The 15,382-nt window shown below is 70.0% G+C and carries 10 protein-coding genes and 1 pseudogene; 7 read left to right on the forward strand and 4 right to left on the reverse strand.

What is annotated here, in order from left to right:
• Window positions 1-39 precede the first annotated feature (39 nt).
• Window positions 40-969: a DMT family transporter gene (locus BQ9890_RS00615; protein WP_075888545.1), complete on the reverse strand. Its 930-nt coding sequence runs from the start codon at window positions 967-969 to the stop codon at window positions 40-42.
• 387 nt (window positions 970-1,356) lie between these two features.
• On the opposite strand from BQ9890_RS00615, the gene BQ9890_RS00620 reads away from it, so the two are divergent.
• On the forward strand, window positions 1,357-3,039 hold the full coding sequence (locus BQ9890_RS00620) for a DEAD/DEAH box helicase (RefSeq protein ID WP_075888547.1): 1,683 nt from the start codon (window positions 1,357-1,359) through the stop codon (window positions 3,037-3,039).
• Window positions 3,040-3,181: 142 nt separating this feature from the next.
• On the opposite strand, the gene BQ9890_RS00625 is transcribed toward BQ9890_RS00620, so the two are convergent.
• From BQ9890_RS00625 to glpA, 3 genes are read right to left on the reverse strand one after another with little or no spacing between them, the layout of a single operon-like run.
• Complete coding sequence (locus BQ9890_RS00625) at window positions 3,182-4,420, reverse strand: anaerobic glycerol-3-phosphate dehydrogenase subunit C (RefSeq protein ID WP_075888550.1); 1,239 nt, start codon at window positions 4,418-4,420, stop codon at window positions 3,182-3,184.
• The gene (glpB, locus tag BQ9890_RS00630) at window positions 4,420-5,667 is read right to left on the reverse strand and encodes a glycerol-3-phosphate dehydrogenase subunit GlpB (protein WP_075888552.1); all 1,248 of its coding nucleotides are present in this window, start codon (window positions 5,665-5,667) and stop codon (window positions 4,420-4,422) included. Before glpB ends, BQ9890_RS00625 begins: the two co-directional genes overlap by 1 nt.
• On the reverse strand, window positions 5,664-7,250 hold the full coding sequence (glpA, locus tag BQ9890_RS00635; protein ID WP_075888554.1) for an anaerobic glycerol-3-phosphate dehydrogenase subunit GlpA: 1,587 nt from the start codon (window positions 7,248-7,250) through the stop codon (window positions 5,664-5,666). The genes glpB and glpA overlap by 4 nt, the downstream gene beginning before the upstream one ends.
• Window positions 7,251-7,962: 712 nt before the next feature.
• Here glpA and BQ9890_RS16050 point away from each other — a divergent pair.
• The 6 genes and pseudogenes from BQ9890_RS16050 to aspA all read left to right on the forward strand — a co-directional run bounded on the left by BQ9890_RS16050 (window position 7,963) and on the right by aspA (window position 15,366).
• Complete coding sequence (locus tag BQ9890_RS16050; RefSeq protein WP_230297746.1) at window positions 7,963-8,412, forward strand: hypothetical protein; 450 nt, start codon at window positions 7,963-7,965, stop codon at window positions 8,410-8,412.
• Window positions 8,337-9,506 (forward strand): annotated as a pseudogene (locus BQ9890_RS00640) (SLC13 family permease). Before BQ9890_RS16050 ends, BQ9890_RS00640 begins: the two are co-directional and overlap by 76 nt.
• A 145-nt stretch (window positions 9,507-9,651) precedes the next feature.
• The gene (locus BQ9890_RS15055; RefSeq protein ID WP_230297747.1) at window positions 9,652-11,685 is read left to right on the forward strand and encodes a cation:proton antiporter; all 2,034 of its coding nucleotides are present in this window, start codon (window positions 9,652-9,654) and stop codon (window positions 11,683-11,685) included.
• A 3-nt stretch (window positions 11,686-11,688) separates the two neighbouring features.
• Entirely contained in the window at window positions 11,689-12,642 is a 954-nt protein-coding gene (locus tag BQ9890_RS00650; protein WP_230297748.1) for an SDR family oxidoreductase, read from the forward strand.
• A gap of 269 nt (window positions 12,643-12,911) precedes the next feature.
• The gene (locus BQ9890_RS00655; protein ID WP_268258652.1) at window positions 12,912-13,835 is read left to right on the forward strand and encodes an asparaginase; all 924 of its coding nucleotides are present in this window, start codon (window positions 12,912-12,914) and stop codon (window positions 13,833-13,835) included.
• A gap of 85 nt (window positions 13,836-13,920) precedes the next feature.
• Complete coding sequence (gene aspA, locus BQ9890_RS00660; protein ID WP_075888556.1) at window positions 13,921-15,366, forward strand: aspartate ammonia-lyase; 1,446 nt, start codon at window positions 13,921-13,923, stop codon at window positions 15,364-15,366.
• Window positions 15,367-15,382: the final 16 nt, after the last annotated feature.

Genomic DNA, 15,382 nt, shown 5'->3' on the forward strand with positions numbered 1-15,382 from the left:
ACCCCACTTCGTCAGCACCGGCTCCCCGACCGGTTGCACTCACACGAGGCGGACCAGCACCACCCCGGCCAGGACCGTGAGGGCCCCGAGCACCCGCAGCGCACCGACCGGGCGCCGGGGCGCACCCAGCAGACCCACGTGGTCGACCACCAGCCCGGAGACGATCTGGCCGAGCAGGACCACCGACACCGTCAACCCGGTCCCCAGCAGCGGGGCGATCGCGGAGTTCGCCAGCACGAAGCCCGCACCGAGGGCTCCGCCGCTCCAGATCCACCAGGGCTCGGCGGAGGCGATCTGCCGCAGCACGGGACGCACCCGGAGGGATGCCACGATGAGTGCCAGCGCCAGGGTCCCCACCACGAAGGAGACCGTCGCGGCGAAGAGCGGGGACCCGGCGACGACCCCGAGACGCCCGTTGACAGTTGCCTGTGTGGCGGAGAGGGTGCCGGTCAGGACGGCGGCCCCACCCAGGGCGACCACACGGAGCGCGCCCGGGGCGCCCTCGTCGATGTCCTGGGGACGCCCGCGCCGAGGGCGCATGTTGGCCATCGCAGCACCGAGGACCACCAGGAGTGCACCGGCGCTCCTCGCCGGACCCAGCGCGACCCGCGTGGCACCGAAGGCGCCCGTTGTGTCGATGAGCACCCCGCCGATCACCTGCCCGACAATGGGCAGGACCACTGCGGAGGAGGCGCCGAGTGCCCGCATGAGGACGATGTTGAAGGTGAGGAAGGCGACCCCGCACAGACCACCCACCCAGATCCACCACGGCTGGCCCGGCAGGACCCCCCAGTCGATGCCCGGACGGGTGGCCCCCAGGGCCAGCACCAGCACCAGGGTGCCCACCGAGAACGAGATCAGGGAGGCCAGGAAGACGGAGCCGGCCCGGCGCCCCAGACGCGTGTTGATCGTCGTCTGGACGGGCAGCACGAGCCCGGCGGAGATCCCCGCCAGGACACCGCCGATCACGACAGCCCCCGGGTGGGGACGCGGCGGTGACGAGGGCGGGGCAGCTGGGGTGCGCTGACCCGGGAGTCGGGGTCCAGTCGGTTCTCGGGCACCGGAGCAGCATAGGGACACCACGCCCCGCGCGCCCCGCACACACCGTTCCAGAGCACCGTTGGGCACGGGTGAACCACGTCTCAGCAGTGCCGACGGCTGATCGTGCTAGCCTCGTCAGTGGCGGTCCTGCACACCGCCCGCGTCGTTGAACGCTTTCCCGGGTCGATCACTGAACCCGGCCCCGCCCGACCACCAGGCGGCGGGGATGCCTTCGCACGGCGAACGGATGCGCCACCGGGCGCCTTCGCCAACAGTCCTCGTACCCCGGGCCGGCAGGTCCGTCGAAGAGAGTCCATGACTTCCACCATCCTCGCCGCACAGGCGCGCTCCGACGCGTCCGCGGCCACCACCTCCTCCCCGACCTTCGCCTCCCTCGGCGTCCCCGCCGAACTGGTCACGGTCCTCGAGGGACAGGGCAAGGCCACGGCCTTCCCCATCCAGACCGACACGCTGCCCGACACGCTGTCCGGGCGCGACGTGCTGGGACGCGGGCGCACCGGGTCGGGCAAGACCCTCGCCTTCGCGATCCCGCTGGTCGCCCGCCTCGCCGAGGTCGGCCGCACCAACACCCCCCACCGTCCGCGCGCCCTCGTGCTCGCCCCCACCCGTGAACTGGCCTCCCAGATCGCCGAGGTCATCGAGCCCCTGGGCCGCGCCTACGGCCTGCGGGTCACGACCGTCTTCGGCGGCGTCAAGCAGACCCGCCAGGAGATGGCGCTCTCCCGTGGCGCCGCCATCGTCGTGGCCTGCCCCGGGCGCCTGGAGGACCTGATGGGCCAGGGTCTGGTCTCCCTGTCCGGCATCGCGGTCACCGTCATCGACGAGGCCGACCTCATGGCCGACATGGGATTCCTGCCCGCCGTCACCCGCATCCTGCGCGCCACCCCCAAGGTCGGCCAGCGCATGCTCTTCTCCGCCACCCTCGACAACGGCGTGGACCGTCTGGTCAGGCAGTTCCTGCACGACCCGGTCCTCCACTCGGTGGACCCCGCCGAGTCCCCCGTCGAGCAGATGACGCACCACGTCTTCGAGGTGGCCGACGCCGACCGCAAGAAGGACCTCATCGAGGCCCTGGCCTCCGGCACCGGGCGTCGCATCCTGTTCTTCCGCACCAAGCACCGCGCCAAGCGCACCGCCCGCCAGCTCTCCGCCGCCGGCATCCCGGCCGTGGACCTGCAGGGGAACCTCTCCCAGAACGCACGCGACCGCAACCTCGCGGCCTTCGACTCCGGCGAGGTCCGGGTCCTGGCGGCCACCGACGTGGCGGCACGCGGGGTGGACGTGGCCGATGTCGAGCTGGTCATCCACGCCGACCCGCCGCGTGAGCACAAGGAGTACCTGCACCGCTCCGGGCGCACCGCCCGCGCCGGGCACTCCGGCGACGTCGTGACGATCTGCCTGCCCGAGGAGCGCCGGGACCTGGCGCAGGTCCTGCGCAAGGCGAAGATCCACGTCACCCCCGAGCGCGTGGACGCGCACTCCCCCGAGGTCGCCGAGCTGGTCGGCGAGCGCGCGGCCCGCGTGGCGCCCCGCCCGGCGGCACAGCCCGAGGGTTCCGCGGGTTCCTCCACGGGTTCACGTCGCCACCCCGCCGGTGGTCGCACCTCCGGCGGCTCCACCGGCAGCGGACGCTCACGCGGCCGCCGCGGTGGTCAGGGCGGTCAGGGCGGGAGCGCCTCCGGGCGCGGCCCGGCCCCGTCGCAGGGGTCCCGCTCAGGCTCCTCCCCCTCGACGTCCTCCCACTCCTCCGCCACCCGTTCCCCCGCGACCGGCGCGGACGAGGGCGGCCGCGGCTCGCGTCGCTCGGGCCAGCACCAGCACGGGGACGCATCCGCCACCCGCGGCTCCGGGTCGGCGAAGAACTCCTCGGGTCGTTCCAGGGGTCGCAACTCCCGCAACGACCAGGCGGCCAGCGCGGTGCCCAAGCGTCACCGCGCCGTGGTGTGGAGCACGGAGACCCCGCGCAGCCACCACTGAGCAGACCGTTCCACCGGGTTCCGCGCCGCTCGTGCGGGCGGGGTCCCGGGACAGGCCGACGGCCCGCCCCCGCAGATCTGCGGGGGCGGGCCGTTCGCCGTACTCCCCGGGCGTGTGCCGCCCGGGGACACAGTGGCTCAGCTCAGCTCAGACCGTAGGCCTTGTGCAGCAGCCAGATCGGGTGGACGACATTGGCACCGGTGGAGGTCCGCAGCTGCCAGCGGCAGGTCTCGGTGTCACAGGCCGCCAGTTCCGGGTTGACCCGCTCGATGAAGTCGAAGACCGGCTTGCCCACCGCCTGGGCGACGTCGTACTTCTCCTTCTTCAGGCCGTAGGTGCCGGCGATGCCGCAGCAGGGCTGGTCGGACTCGACGACCTTCACACCGGGGATCAGCTCCATGAGGTGGATGGCCGGCATGCCGATGCCCGTGCTCTTGAGCTGGCAGGGGGCGTGGTACGGGATCGTCACGTCGAAGCGCTCGAAGTCCTCGTCCAGCTCGCCCTTGTCGTGGAGGTCCAGGAGGAACTCGCAGATGTCCCACATGCGGGTGGACACGTCGTGCAGTTCCGGGGTGTCCATCTGGAGGATCTCCTCGGCCTCGTGCTTGAGCATGCCGGCGCAGGACCCGGAGGCGCTGATGATCGGGGCGTCCCGGTTGACGCTGCGCAACTGCTCGGTGAGCTTCGAGACGTACTTGCGGGAGTCGTCGTAGAGACCGTTGGACTGCAGGGCCAGACCGCAGCACCCGTGCTTGGGCACCAGCACCTCGTAGCCGAGGTGCTCGAGGATCTGCACGGAGTGGATCGAGGTCTCGACCTCGAAGTACTCCCCCGCACATCCGTGGAAGAAGATGACCTGTCCCTTGGTGCCCGACTCCGGCTGGGGCGTGTGGTGCTTGAACCAGTGGTCGAAGGTGTGGGGCTGGGCCTTGGGCATGGGCGCGTTGCGGTGGATACCGATGACCTTCTCCACCGCGTAGCGGATCGGCTTCTGGTCGAGCGCCCAGTTGGCGACGGGGGCGAAGGGTGTCATCACCATGCCCATGAGGGTGGTGCGGGAGATCAACCTGTCCCGCAGGGGGATGCCCTCCTGCTCCTTCATGGCGGTACGCGCATGGTGGTTGATCTCCGCGACCTTGACGCCCTGCGGGCACACCAGCGTGCAGGTGCCGCACGAGGAGCAGTAGTCGATGGAGTGGTCCACGGAGAGCTTGCCGTCGCGGAAGCGCTCCCCCTGCGGACCGACGAACTTCGGGCCCGGGAAGAGGGGCGTGACCCGGGCGACCGGGCACTGGGTCTCGCAGATCGTGCACTTGACACAGGCGTCCAGGCTGGAACGCAGCCCGAAGGACTCCAGGTCGAGGATCGTCTCGTTGCTCATCACTTGCTCCCGAGGATCGAATCGGCTGCCCGCAGGGCGCTGACCAGGGCGATGGCATCGCCGGACTTCTCACGCCACCGCGTGGCACCGGCGAGCAGTCCACCCACGGCGTGCAGGTTGTCGAGGACGGGGGTCCCGTCCTCGTCGAGGGGTCGCATGGCCTCGTCGACCGCCACGCCCACCCGGAAGAGGGGCTGTTCGGTGCCCCAGTAGTCGGCGTGCACCAGCTCACCGCCGGTGCCCACCAGTGGGAGGCCGAAGGTGGTCTCGGTGACCGTGCCGTAGGAGTCCATGGCCAGCGCGCCGGACTCGAAGCCGCCGGTGGCCAGGACGAACTCGTCCGCGCGCAGCTGGCGGTGGTGACCGGCGGACTTGATGGTCACCGACACGACGTGTCCGTCCTCGGCCTCGTACCCCAGCACCCTCGACCCCACGATGAGGCGCGAGCGCGACTTGACCAGGCGGGTGAGGCGTTCGTTGAGGCGCATGCCCGGCACGGAGGGCGGGGGCAGTGGCACCTCGAAGACGTCGTGCCCGAGGCGTGCGGCGATGTCACGCCAGGCGTCCGTGTCCTCGACACCGAGCACTGCCGGGAAACCGACGGTCTCGCCGTCCTCCAGCAGGGGTGCCACCAGCGCACACAGCTGCTGGCGGACCTCGGGGCGGTCGAGGGCGCGGGCGAAGTTGAGGCCACTGGTGTCGGCCTCGCCCTCGCGGACCTCCAGGTCCACGTGGACGGCGCGCGCACGGATGGGCTCACCCGAGGGCGTCGTCTGGCGCGCGAGGTTCGCGGCCACCAGGTCCGGGTAGAAGTCCTTGAGTCGGCGCAGGCCCACGAGCACGTAGCTCCGACCGTCCGCGGGCTCGCCCGCGACCATGGAGGGCTGGGCGAGGGCCGTGGGGCGCAGCGCGCCGACCGCGGTGGGGAGACGGAAGTTGCGCCGTCCGTCACCGACCAGCAGCCCGGAACCCACGGTGCCCTCCAACCACTCCAGGGCGGCTCCGACCTCGGAGCCCGGGAAGTGGGCGTAGGGATGGTCCGGGTGCCCGGATCGGTGGGTGTCCACCGCGGCGAGGGGTTCGGTCACTGCCTCGGGCGTGTACCCGAGCACGTCGACCGTGCCCTGGCCCAGCTGCAGGCCGCCGATCCCCTTGGTCACCAGGGTGACCTCACGTCCCTGCTCCTGGAGCCTCACAGTGGCGGCCAGGCCGGCCAGCCCGGCTCCGATGACCACGACGTCACTCATCGCACGACCTCCTCGGAGGGCTCGGGCAGGTGCTCGAGGTCGAGCGTGCCCTCGTAGATCCAGTTGTCCAGGGCACACTGTCGTGCCTGCTCACCGAAGAGGATGGGCCACAGCCCGATCCAACGGTTCTTCATGAACAGTCGCAGCAGGCCCGTGGCCCGCGCGGCGTCGATGTCGCCGCGCTCATGGGCGATACCGGTGGCGCGGGAGGCGCAGAACCCGCCCTGGCACGGCCCCATGCCGAGGCGCACCTGGCGACGCACGTCGTCGAGGGTGAACTCCCCCAGTCCGTCCATCACCTTCTCCAGCATGGAGCGGGTGACGAGTTCGCACTCGCAGATGATCTGCTGGCCACCGGGGGCCTTCGTCTCGGTCTCGACGTCGTGGAGCCGGTGACCGAGGGTGTAGAGGCGGTGGTCCTCGGACCCGGGAACGGCCTCGTCGGCGGTGTGGCACTCGCGCTGTTCGCCCATCTGTTCGCACATCTGGTCCACGATGCGCTCGGCCATGAGGCGGTAGGTGGTGAGCTTGCCGCCGGCGATGGTCAGCAGGCCCTTGACGCCGTCACGCTCCAGGTGGTTGACGACGCTCATGCCGCGCGCCATGTGCCGGGTGTCGGTGGCCGACACCCTGCTGTCCCGCACCAGGGGACGGGCACCGGCCCAGGCGTGCAGGGCGCGGGCGTGGCGGAACCCGGGGATCATGTGCTCCCCCGAGTCGAACATCTGCTGGACCTGCTCGCGCGGGATCGGCAGGTGGTCGGGATCGTCCGTCTTCTGGTCGGTCGTGCCGATGATGCACACGGGGTGCACGGGGACCAGGATGTCGCCGTCGGCGGGGTAGATGCACCGGTTGAGCACGGACTGGGTGAGCCGGTGGTTCATGGCGATCATGATGCCGGCCCCGGGGACCACGTCGACCCCGTGGCACTCGGCCATGGCCGCGATCTTCCCGGCCCAGGGACCGCCGCAGTTGAGGACGAAGGAGCACTCGATGCGGACGTCCTCCCCCGAGCGCTCGTCGTGGGCGACCACGGCGCGGACCTGGCCGTCACCGTGCTCGATCTGGGTGACGCGGTGGTAGGTGAGGATCTTCGCCCCGTAGGCCTCGGCGGAGCGGACGGCGCCCCACACGAGTTGCCAACCGTCCACCGAGCCGTCCTGGACCGCGAAGGCACGCTTCGTGGCCGGGTGCAGGCGCGGCTCGCGACGCAGGGCCTCGGCCACCGAGATCTCCTCGACGGGGACCTTCGCAGCCCGGCAGGCTGCCACGTACCCGTCGGCGAACTCCTCGGAGTCGACGGGGGTGGTGACGAACATGCCGCCGGTGTCCTCGACCGCCGCCGCCTGGATCCGTCGCAGGATCGCGTTCTCCTGCGCGCACTCCGTGGCCGACTCCGGGTCGGAGACCACGTAGCGTCCCCCGGAGTGGAGCAGGCCGTGGAAGCGCCCCGTCGTGCCCTGACCGAGGTCGGCGCGGTCCACCAGGACCGTGCGGTATCCCCTCATTGCTGCATCGCGGACCACACCGGCGCCGGTCGAGCCGCCACCGATGACCACGACGTCCGTCTGGATCGTCTTCACCACGTGTTCCTTCCCTCCCACTGCGATGGCGCCTGCGCCACCGGGCGTCGCTGCCCCTGACCGATCACCGCGCCACGCCCCTCACGAGGCACGTCAACCTCCGGCAACACGTCCATGTTCAGCCTAAACAGACCCCTCCTACAAATCGTCCAGACGGTCTGCACATCTGTGCACGCTCGCAGATGACGGGCGGCAGCCCTCACCCTCCCCACGAGGAACGGGGGGATCGCAGGTCACCGGCCCTGCCTGCCCCTCTGTCGAGGACGCGCCCACACCGACACATTGCTGCCTGGGGACATGACGGCGGTGACCTCCACGTCCCTGAGGAAGGGCCCCTTTTGACAAAGCAGGTGTTGCAGAATCCACCGCCCTGGTCACCCTGGGTCCTTTGCTGGTCATCTGGTGGGGTCGTCAGCGGCGGGGGGACTTCGGGGCGCCGCCGACGGACACGAGTCCGGACGAACCCGACGGCACCGACGCCTGAGACAGCGCCGCCCTCGCCACCCCCACCCTGTCGACACTGCGCGGGAGAGACCACCCGACACCGATCTCTCGGAGTCGATTATCTCGATTTCGACACATCTTGTGTGAAAGCCGACACAGACTTCCCCGCAACGGTTGGTGTCAGAAACGGGTCGGCCCCGCCACCGTTGCCGGTGCGCCGCCCACCGAACCGCCCGTCCGTCCCGCGCCCCCGATCGGAACACGCCGCATGAGCACACCGGAAATCCGTCCCAGCACATCCCACGCACCCGGACTCGACGCCACACCCGTCGAGCCCCGAAGACTCCACCGCCGCGTCATCGGCATCGGCCTCGGCTTCCTCCTGGCCGCCCTCGTCTACTGGGTGATGCCCGACCAGGTCCCCCAGGCCGTCATCGACGCAGCCCCCGAGGGAGCCGAGTTCACCGCCCACGGACTGGCCGTCACCGCCGCAGTGGACACCCTCATGGGCAGGTGGTGGGTCACCGAGGCCATCCCCCTGGCGGCCACCGCCCTGGTGCCCCTGGTCGCCTTCCCCTTCACCCAGGTCTCCGACTTCGGGACCACTGCCGCCCCCATGCCAACGGCACGATCTTCATGTTCATGGGAGGCTTCTTCCTGGCGCTGGCCATCCAGCGATGGAACCTGCACCGTCGCATCGCACTGGTCACGGTGCTGACCGTGGGCACCACCCCCAAGCGACTCGTCCTGGGCCTCATGGTTGCCACCGGCGTGATGACGATGTGGGTGTCGAACACGGCGACCGCCGTCATGATGGTCCCCATCGCCTTGTCCGTCCTGTCCCTGGTCTACGAGGGCGCCTCCGCCTCCGACATGCTGAAGTCCAACTTCGGGAAGTCCCTGGCCCTGGGGGTGACGTACTCGGCGTCCATCGCCTCGGTGTCCACCATCATCTCCACACCCCCGGCCACCCTGCTGCGCGCCTAGCTGGCCGAGCAGGAAGGCATCCGGATCACCTTCGCCCAGTGGATGCTCTTCGGGGTGCCCCTGGGATGGAGCTTCCTGTTCATCGGATGGTGGTTGATCGTCAACGTCCTCTTCAAGGCCGAGATCTCCGAGATCCCCGGGGGACGCGACATGATCAGGCACGAGCTCCAGGCGATGGGGCCCATGTCGCGCGGGGAGAAGATGGTCTCCGTCGTCTTCGTGCTGGCCGCCCTGTCCTGGGTCATCCTCCCCACAGTCTTCCCCGACACGTTCTCCGACGAACTCATCGCGATGATCATCACCCTGGTCCTCTTCCTCACCCCGGTGCGCCCCGTCCTGGGTATCCCGCTGCTGGACTGGGCGACCGCCAAGCACATCCCCTGGGACGTGCTGTTGCCCTTCGGAGGCGGGCTGTCCCTGTCCGCGATGTTCACCAAGACCGGGTTCTCACTGTGGATCGGTGAGAACACCCGCTCCCTGGCCGACCTTCCCCCAGTCGTCCTGGTCCTCCTCATCACGGTGCTCATCGTGATCCTCACCGAGTTCACGTCCAACACGGCCACCGCCGCTGCCTTCCTGCCGATCATGGGTGGTCTGGCGGCGGGGACCGGCATCAACGTGCTGTTGCTGGTGATTCCCGTGGCGCTGGCCTCCACCTACGGCTTCATGATGCCCGCCGGCACCCCACCCAATGCGATCGCCTACTCCTCGGGCTACGTGCGCATCGCCGACAGGATCAAGGCCGGTCTGGTCCTCAACATCATCGGGGCTCTCCTCATCACGACCTTCGTGATGACACTGGGCCGGGTGGTCTTCGGCTACTGACGCCACCTCCGTCGGGGCGCGTCCCGCCACCGCCGCCTGCGGTTGCCCCGGGCCGTCCCGGCGGGGACGCACCCACGAGGGCGACCCCTGCCCATCTGCGCGGCACGCTACGGTGGAAACACTGGAGTGAGGGAAGAGGACCGTCGTGGGCACAGGCGAGATGGAGGTCACCGGCATCGCCCTGGTGATGGTCCTGGCAGTCCTCGTCATCGTCCTGGTCAACCGTCTGGCACCGAAGGTCGGGGTGGCGACCCCACTGCTGCTGGTCCTGCTGGGGGTCGGGGTGTCCTTCGTACCCGCCATCCCGGCCATCACGGTGGAACCCCAGTGGATCCTGGCAGGTGTTCTCCCTCCCCTGCTCTACGCCACGGCCGTCAGCCTTCCGGCCATGGACTTCCGCCGTGACTTCCGCGCCATCGGCGGGCTGTCGGTCTTCCTGGTCGTCATCAGTTCCCTGGTGCTGGGTGTCGTCCTGCATGCACTGGTGCCGGGCATCAGCCTGTCCGTGGGCGTCGCCCTGGGTGCCATCCTCAGCCCCACCGACGCGGTGGCCACCTCCATCGTGCGTCGCCTGGGGGTCTCGCCCCGCATCGTCACGGTGCTGGAGGGTGAGAGCCTGCTCAACGACGCCACCTCCCTGGTCCTCATGCGGTCCGCCGTCGCCGCCACCGCTGTGTCGGTACCCCTGTGGGAGGTCGGGACCTCCTTCCTGCGTTCCGTTGTCGTGGCCGTCATCATCGGTGTCGTGGTCGCCCGGGCCGGGCTCGCGCTGCGCCGTTGGGTGGACAGTCCGGTGCTCTCCACTGCCGTGTCCTTCGCGACACCCTTCCTGGCGTTCCTGCCCACCGAGGCCCTGGACGCCTCCGGCCTGGTGGCCGTGGCCACGGCGGGTCTGGTCACCGGTCACGGTGCGGTGACCCACCTCAGCCCTCTGGACCGTCGGTCGGAGGCGTCGAACTGGCGCACCGTGGAGCTGCTGCTGGAGGGCGGGGTGCTCCTGGTCATGGGCCTGGAACTCTTCGGACTCGTCACCCAGGTGCGTGAGCAGCACGAGAGCCTGTGGCTGGCCCTGGGCATCGCGGTGGTCGCCGTGGTGGTGATCCTGGTCCTGCGCGCACTCTTCGTGGCGCCGTTGCTGGTGTGGCTGAACCGCCGGGTGAGACGGGGGCAGGCACTGCGCGACGCCTACCGTGACCTGCGGTCCCATTACGCCCGGCCACGCCGTGGCGGAGCCGGGGGGACGTGTGGACCCGTCGTGGCGGACACCCCCACCCACGCTCCGCACACCGCGAACTCCACCCCCTCGGCCCGGGCTGATGCAGGTCCCGGCGACGTCATTCCTCACACGCCGCTTGTCTCCTCCCCGGCCGTCGCCGATTCCCCTGTCCGCGCCGAAGCCGCTTCCCCCGCGCGGACCGGGCCCACGCTGCTGGACCTGCGTGCCCTGCCCCGAGCCTTTGGCGTGGAAGGTCCGGCGCCGGGTCCGACGCGCAGTGGCACCCCGCCCCACGCCCTCCCGCGAGCGCCTGGCACGCTGGCACGCTGGCAGCGCAGACTCTCCCAGCACTCCGCGGACATCGACCACTTCACCTCCGCACCGTTGGGTCCGCGCGAGGGCATCCTCCTGGTGTGGGCGGGGATGCGCGGTGTGGTGACCCTGGCTGCGGCACAGTCCCTGCCCACCTCCATCCCCCAGCGTTCCCTGCTGGTCCTGGTGGCCTTCCTGGTGGCCGCAGGCACCCTGCTGGTCCAGGGAGCCACGCTGCCAATGGTGGCGAAGGGGCTGGGACTGGCGGGGGACACCGGCGGTCAGGACAGTGACCGCCTGAAGCTGCGGACGTCACTGGACACTGCGGCCCTGGCAGCACTGGACGACCCGCAGCTGCGCCGCGCCGACGGCACCGCCTTCGACCAGGAGACCCTCAGCCGGGCCCGCACGGACGTGGACCGGATGCGACGTTCGCGCCAGGCGGCGGCCACGACGACCCCCGACCTCTTCTCCCAGTACCGTGAACTGCGCATGGTCGCCATCCAGGCCCAACGCAGCGCACTGGAGCGGGCTCGCGCCAGCCGCGCCTACTCCTCGCGCACCCTCCAGTACGCCCTGGGTCTGCTCGACTCCGAGCAGATCGAGATCCAGGCCCGCAGGGGTCCCACTCTCCCTGATGAGGAGGACTGAATCGTGTCCGAAACCAGCTGCCCTCTCCCGCCCACCCCCACTTCCCTGCCCACCCCCACTTCCCCGCCCGTGCCCGGTCCCCTCAGTGGTCGCGCCGCCTTGGTCACCGGCGTCTCGAGGCGCCGTGGCATCGGTTTCGGCGTCGCCTGCGCGCTGGCCGACCTGGGGGCCAGTGTCTTCCTCCACCACTACGCGCCCCATGACCGCGCCCAGCCATGGGGCGGGGATGACATCGACTGCCTGGTGGAGGAGCTGCGTACGCACCTCGCTCCCGGCGCGCAGCTGGGCCACAGGCATGCGGATCTCAGCGATGCGGAGACCATCGGACCACTCCTGGAGGAGGCGAGCGCTCTCACGGGTTCCCTGGAGGTCCTGGTGTGCAACCAAGCGCGCAGCGGTTCCGACGGATCGATCCTGGACATGGACGCCGCCCGCCTCGACGCCCACTGGGACGTCAATGCGCGCGCGACCCTGCTCCTCACCGCCGACTTCGCTCGCCGAGTCGCAGGATCGCGCACCCGACCAGCCCTGCCGGGTGAAGCGATCGGGTCGGGTGCACACTGGCGCCACCCGGGAGAGCCCGCGCGTCCCCGGGCCAAGGTCTTCTGGATGACGTCCGGGCAGGTCCACTCCCCCATGCGCGGTGAGGTCGCCTACGCCACCTCCAAGGCGGCGCTCGCCGGTGTCACCCCCACGGTCGCCGCGGAGCTGCTGGGCCTCGGCATCGTCCTGAACACCATCAACCCGGGTCCCGTCAACACCGGGTACCTGGACCCCGACACCACCGACCGTGGAGAGGAACGCGTGCAGGAGCTGCTGGCCGCCACACCCTTCGGGCGCTTCGGGGAACCTGCCGATCCCGCCCACCTCATCTCCTGGCTGGCCACCGACGCGGGCTCCTGGGTGGTCGGACAGGTCCTGACCAGTGACGGCGGCTTCTCACTGTCCGCTTCCTGACGCGCCCGACCGCGCCACTGCCCTTTGGAGGAACTCGACACGGATGGACTTCCCCCGGCCCGCGAGCCGGGAGCCGCCCTCCCGGTGCACCCCGGTGACCGCACCCGTGGGAACACTGCCACCGCATCCCTGCCCCGCATTGCGGTGGGTTCCATGGGGGGCACCATTGCCATGGCTCAGGCGGTTGTCACAGACCGGGTGGGCGACGCACATGTCCACGGGCACACCACGGCCCCCACCACTGACCCTCCGGGGAGCGCTCTGCCGGTCTGGTCCCCCGGATGGACACCTCGGACCTGGTTGCCTCGGTGCCCGAGCTCTCCCACTGGGCCCGCGTCGAGACCGCCGCCCTGTGCAGTGTCGGGTCACCCTCGATCACGATCGCCGACGTCCTGCCGGCACTGGAGTGGGCCCGGGGACGGGTGTCCGACGGGTGCGCGGGGGTCGTCCTCACCCACGGCACCGACACCCTGGAGGAGACGGCCTTCCTGCTGGACCTCCTGTGGGATCACGAGGAGCCGCTGGTGTTGACCGGCGCCATGAGGGGTGCCACCCAGCCCGGTGCGGACGGCCCGGCCAACCTGTTGCAGGCCACGACCGTCGCCACCGATCCGCGCGCCCGGGGGCAGGGCGTCCTGGTGGTCCTCGACGACACAGTCCACTGGGCGGACCACGTGACGAAGACACATTCCAGGTCGACGGACTCCTTCCGGTCGCTGGGCGCTCCGATCGCCGCTGAGTTCCGCGAGGGCGTCCTCCACCTCTGCGCCATCCGGCCACACCCGCACCCAGACCCACTCCCCGTCCCCACCCGCCTCCCCTGGGTGGTGCAGGCGGGTGTGGGCATTGACGAGGACGGTCGCGCCTTCCGTGTCCTGCACGAGGCAGGATGTGAGGCTCTGGTGGTCTCCGCGGTGGGTCTGGGGCATGTCTCGGCCCCGGCAGCCCAGGTGCTGGGGGACCTGGTGGCGCGCGGGTGCCCCGTCGTGGTGAGTACCCGCTGCCCGGAGGGAGGAACGGGCACACAGACCTATGCCTATCCCGGCTCTGAGATGGACCTGCTGTCCAGGGGCGTGGTCATGGCGGGCCGCCTGCCCGCATGGAAGGCCCGGTTGCTGCTGGTCGTGGCACTCACCGACGGGTTCACCGCGGATCGCCTCCAGGCGCTCTACGATGCTTGGGACCGTTGCTGAGGTGTCGACGCCGCCCTCGTCCCCGCGAGGGTACGGACCTGCCCACCCCTGCACCCACCCGTGACCCAGGACAAGGACACACATCATGGACACCCGCATCGAGGAAGACCTGCTGGGACGACGCGAGGTGCCCGTGGATGCCTACTACGGCGTGCACACGGTGCGCGCGATGGAGAACTTCCAGATCTCGGGGCGCACGATCTCCCAGGAACCGGAGTTCGTGCGCGGGATGGTCATGGTGAAGAAGGCCGCTGCACTGGCCAACAAGGAACTCGGCGTCCTCCAGTGGGACATCGCCGATGCGATCGTGGCGGCCTGCGACGCGATCCTGGAGGAGGACCGCTGCCTGGACCAGTTCCCCATCGACGTGTTCCAGGGAGGTGCCGGGACCTCGGTGAACATGAACACCAACGAGGTCGTGGCAAACCTCGCCCTGGAGCTGGCGGGATTCGAGAAGGGACGCTACGACCTGATCAACCCCAATGACCACGTCAACAAGTCGCAGTCCACCAATGACGCCTATCCCACGGGGTTCCGCCTGGCGGTGCACGCCAAGATCCGGACACTTGCGGCGCAGGTGAGGGATCTGGGCGCGGCGTTGCACGAGAAGGGCGACCAGTTCGAAGGGGTTCTGAAGATGGGACGTACCCAACTCCAGGACGCCGTGCCGATGAGTCTGGGTCAGGAGTTCCACGGCTTCGCCACCAACATCCTGGAGGAAATCAATCGACTGGAGAATGCCCAGGCCCTGCTGCTGGAGATGAACCTGGGTGCCACCGCCATCGGCACACGACTGAACACCCCCGACGGATACGCCCACACGGCATGCGAGATGCTGGCCGAGGTCTCCGGCCTGCCCGTGGTCTCCGCGGTGGACCTGGTGGAGGCGACCTCCGACAACGGCGCCTACATCGCCGCCCACTCCGCGGTGAAGCGTCTGGCGATCAAGGTCTCCAAGATGTGCAACGACCTGCGACTGCTGTCCTCTGGGCCGCGCGCAGGTCTGAAGGAGATCAACCTGCCCGAGATGCAGGCCGGGTCCTCGATCATGCCCGCCAAGGTCAACCCCGTGATCCCCGAGGTCGTCAACCAGGTCTGCTTCACCGTCATGGGCAATGACGTGACGCTGGAGATGGCGGCGGAGGCCGGCCAGCTCCAGCTCAACGTCATGGAGCCGGGCCTGGCCCAGGCCATGTTCGAGTCGCTGACCCTGCTGACCAACGCCCTGAGGACCCTGCGTGAGAAGTGCATCGTCGGCATCACCGCCAATGAGGAGCGCTGCCGGGAGATGGTCCTGAACTCCATCGGCATCGTCACCCTGTTCAATGACCTCATCGGCCACCACATGGGGGACGAGGTCGGCCGCGAGGCGGCGCGCACCGGCAAGTCCGTGCGGCAGATCCTCCTGGAGCGCAAGTTGCTGGACGAAGCCCAGATCGACGCGATCCTCACCCCGCAGAACCTCCTGCACCCCGAGTACAAGGGGATCCGTTACTCCCCCGAGGACCGCGGGCTGCCGGCCAGGGCCTGAGCCCGGCGGGGGCGGG

Source organism: Actinomyces provencensis (assembly GCF_900155435.1).
GTDB classification, from domain to species: Bacteria; Actinomycetota; Actinomycetes; order Actinomycetales; family Actinomycetaceae; genus Pauljensenia; species Pauljensenia provencensis.

Bases quoted from the DNA above. Each gene is read 5' to 3' on its own strand.
- glpB (WP_075888552.1), bottom strand. From the start codon at position 5,667: ATGAGTGACGTCGTGGTCATCGGAGCCGGGCTGGCCGGCCTGGCCGCC.
- BQ9890_RS00625 (WP_075888550.1), bottom strand. From the start codon at position 4,420: ATGAGCAACGAGACGATCCTCGACCTGGAGTCCTTCGGGCTGCGTTCC.
- BQ9890_RS16050 (WP_230297746.1), top strand. From the start codon at position 7,963: ATGAGCACACCGGAAATCCGTCCCAGCACATCCCACGCACCCGGACTC.
- BQ9890_RS00620 (WP_075888547.1), top strand. From the start codon at position 1,357: ATGACTTCCACCATCCTCGCCGCACAGGCGCGCTCCGACGCGTCCGCG.
- aspA (WP_075888556.1), top strand. From the start codon at position 13,921: ATGGACACCCGCATCGAGGAAGACCTGCTGGGACGACGCGAGGTGCCC.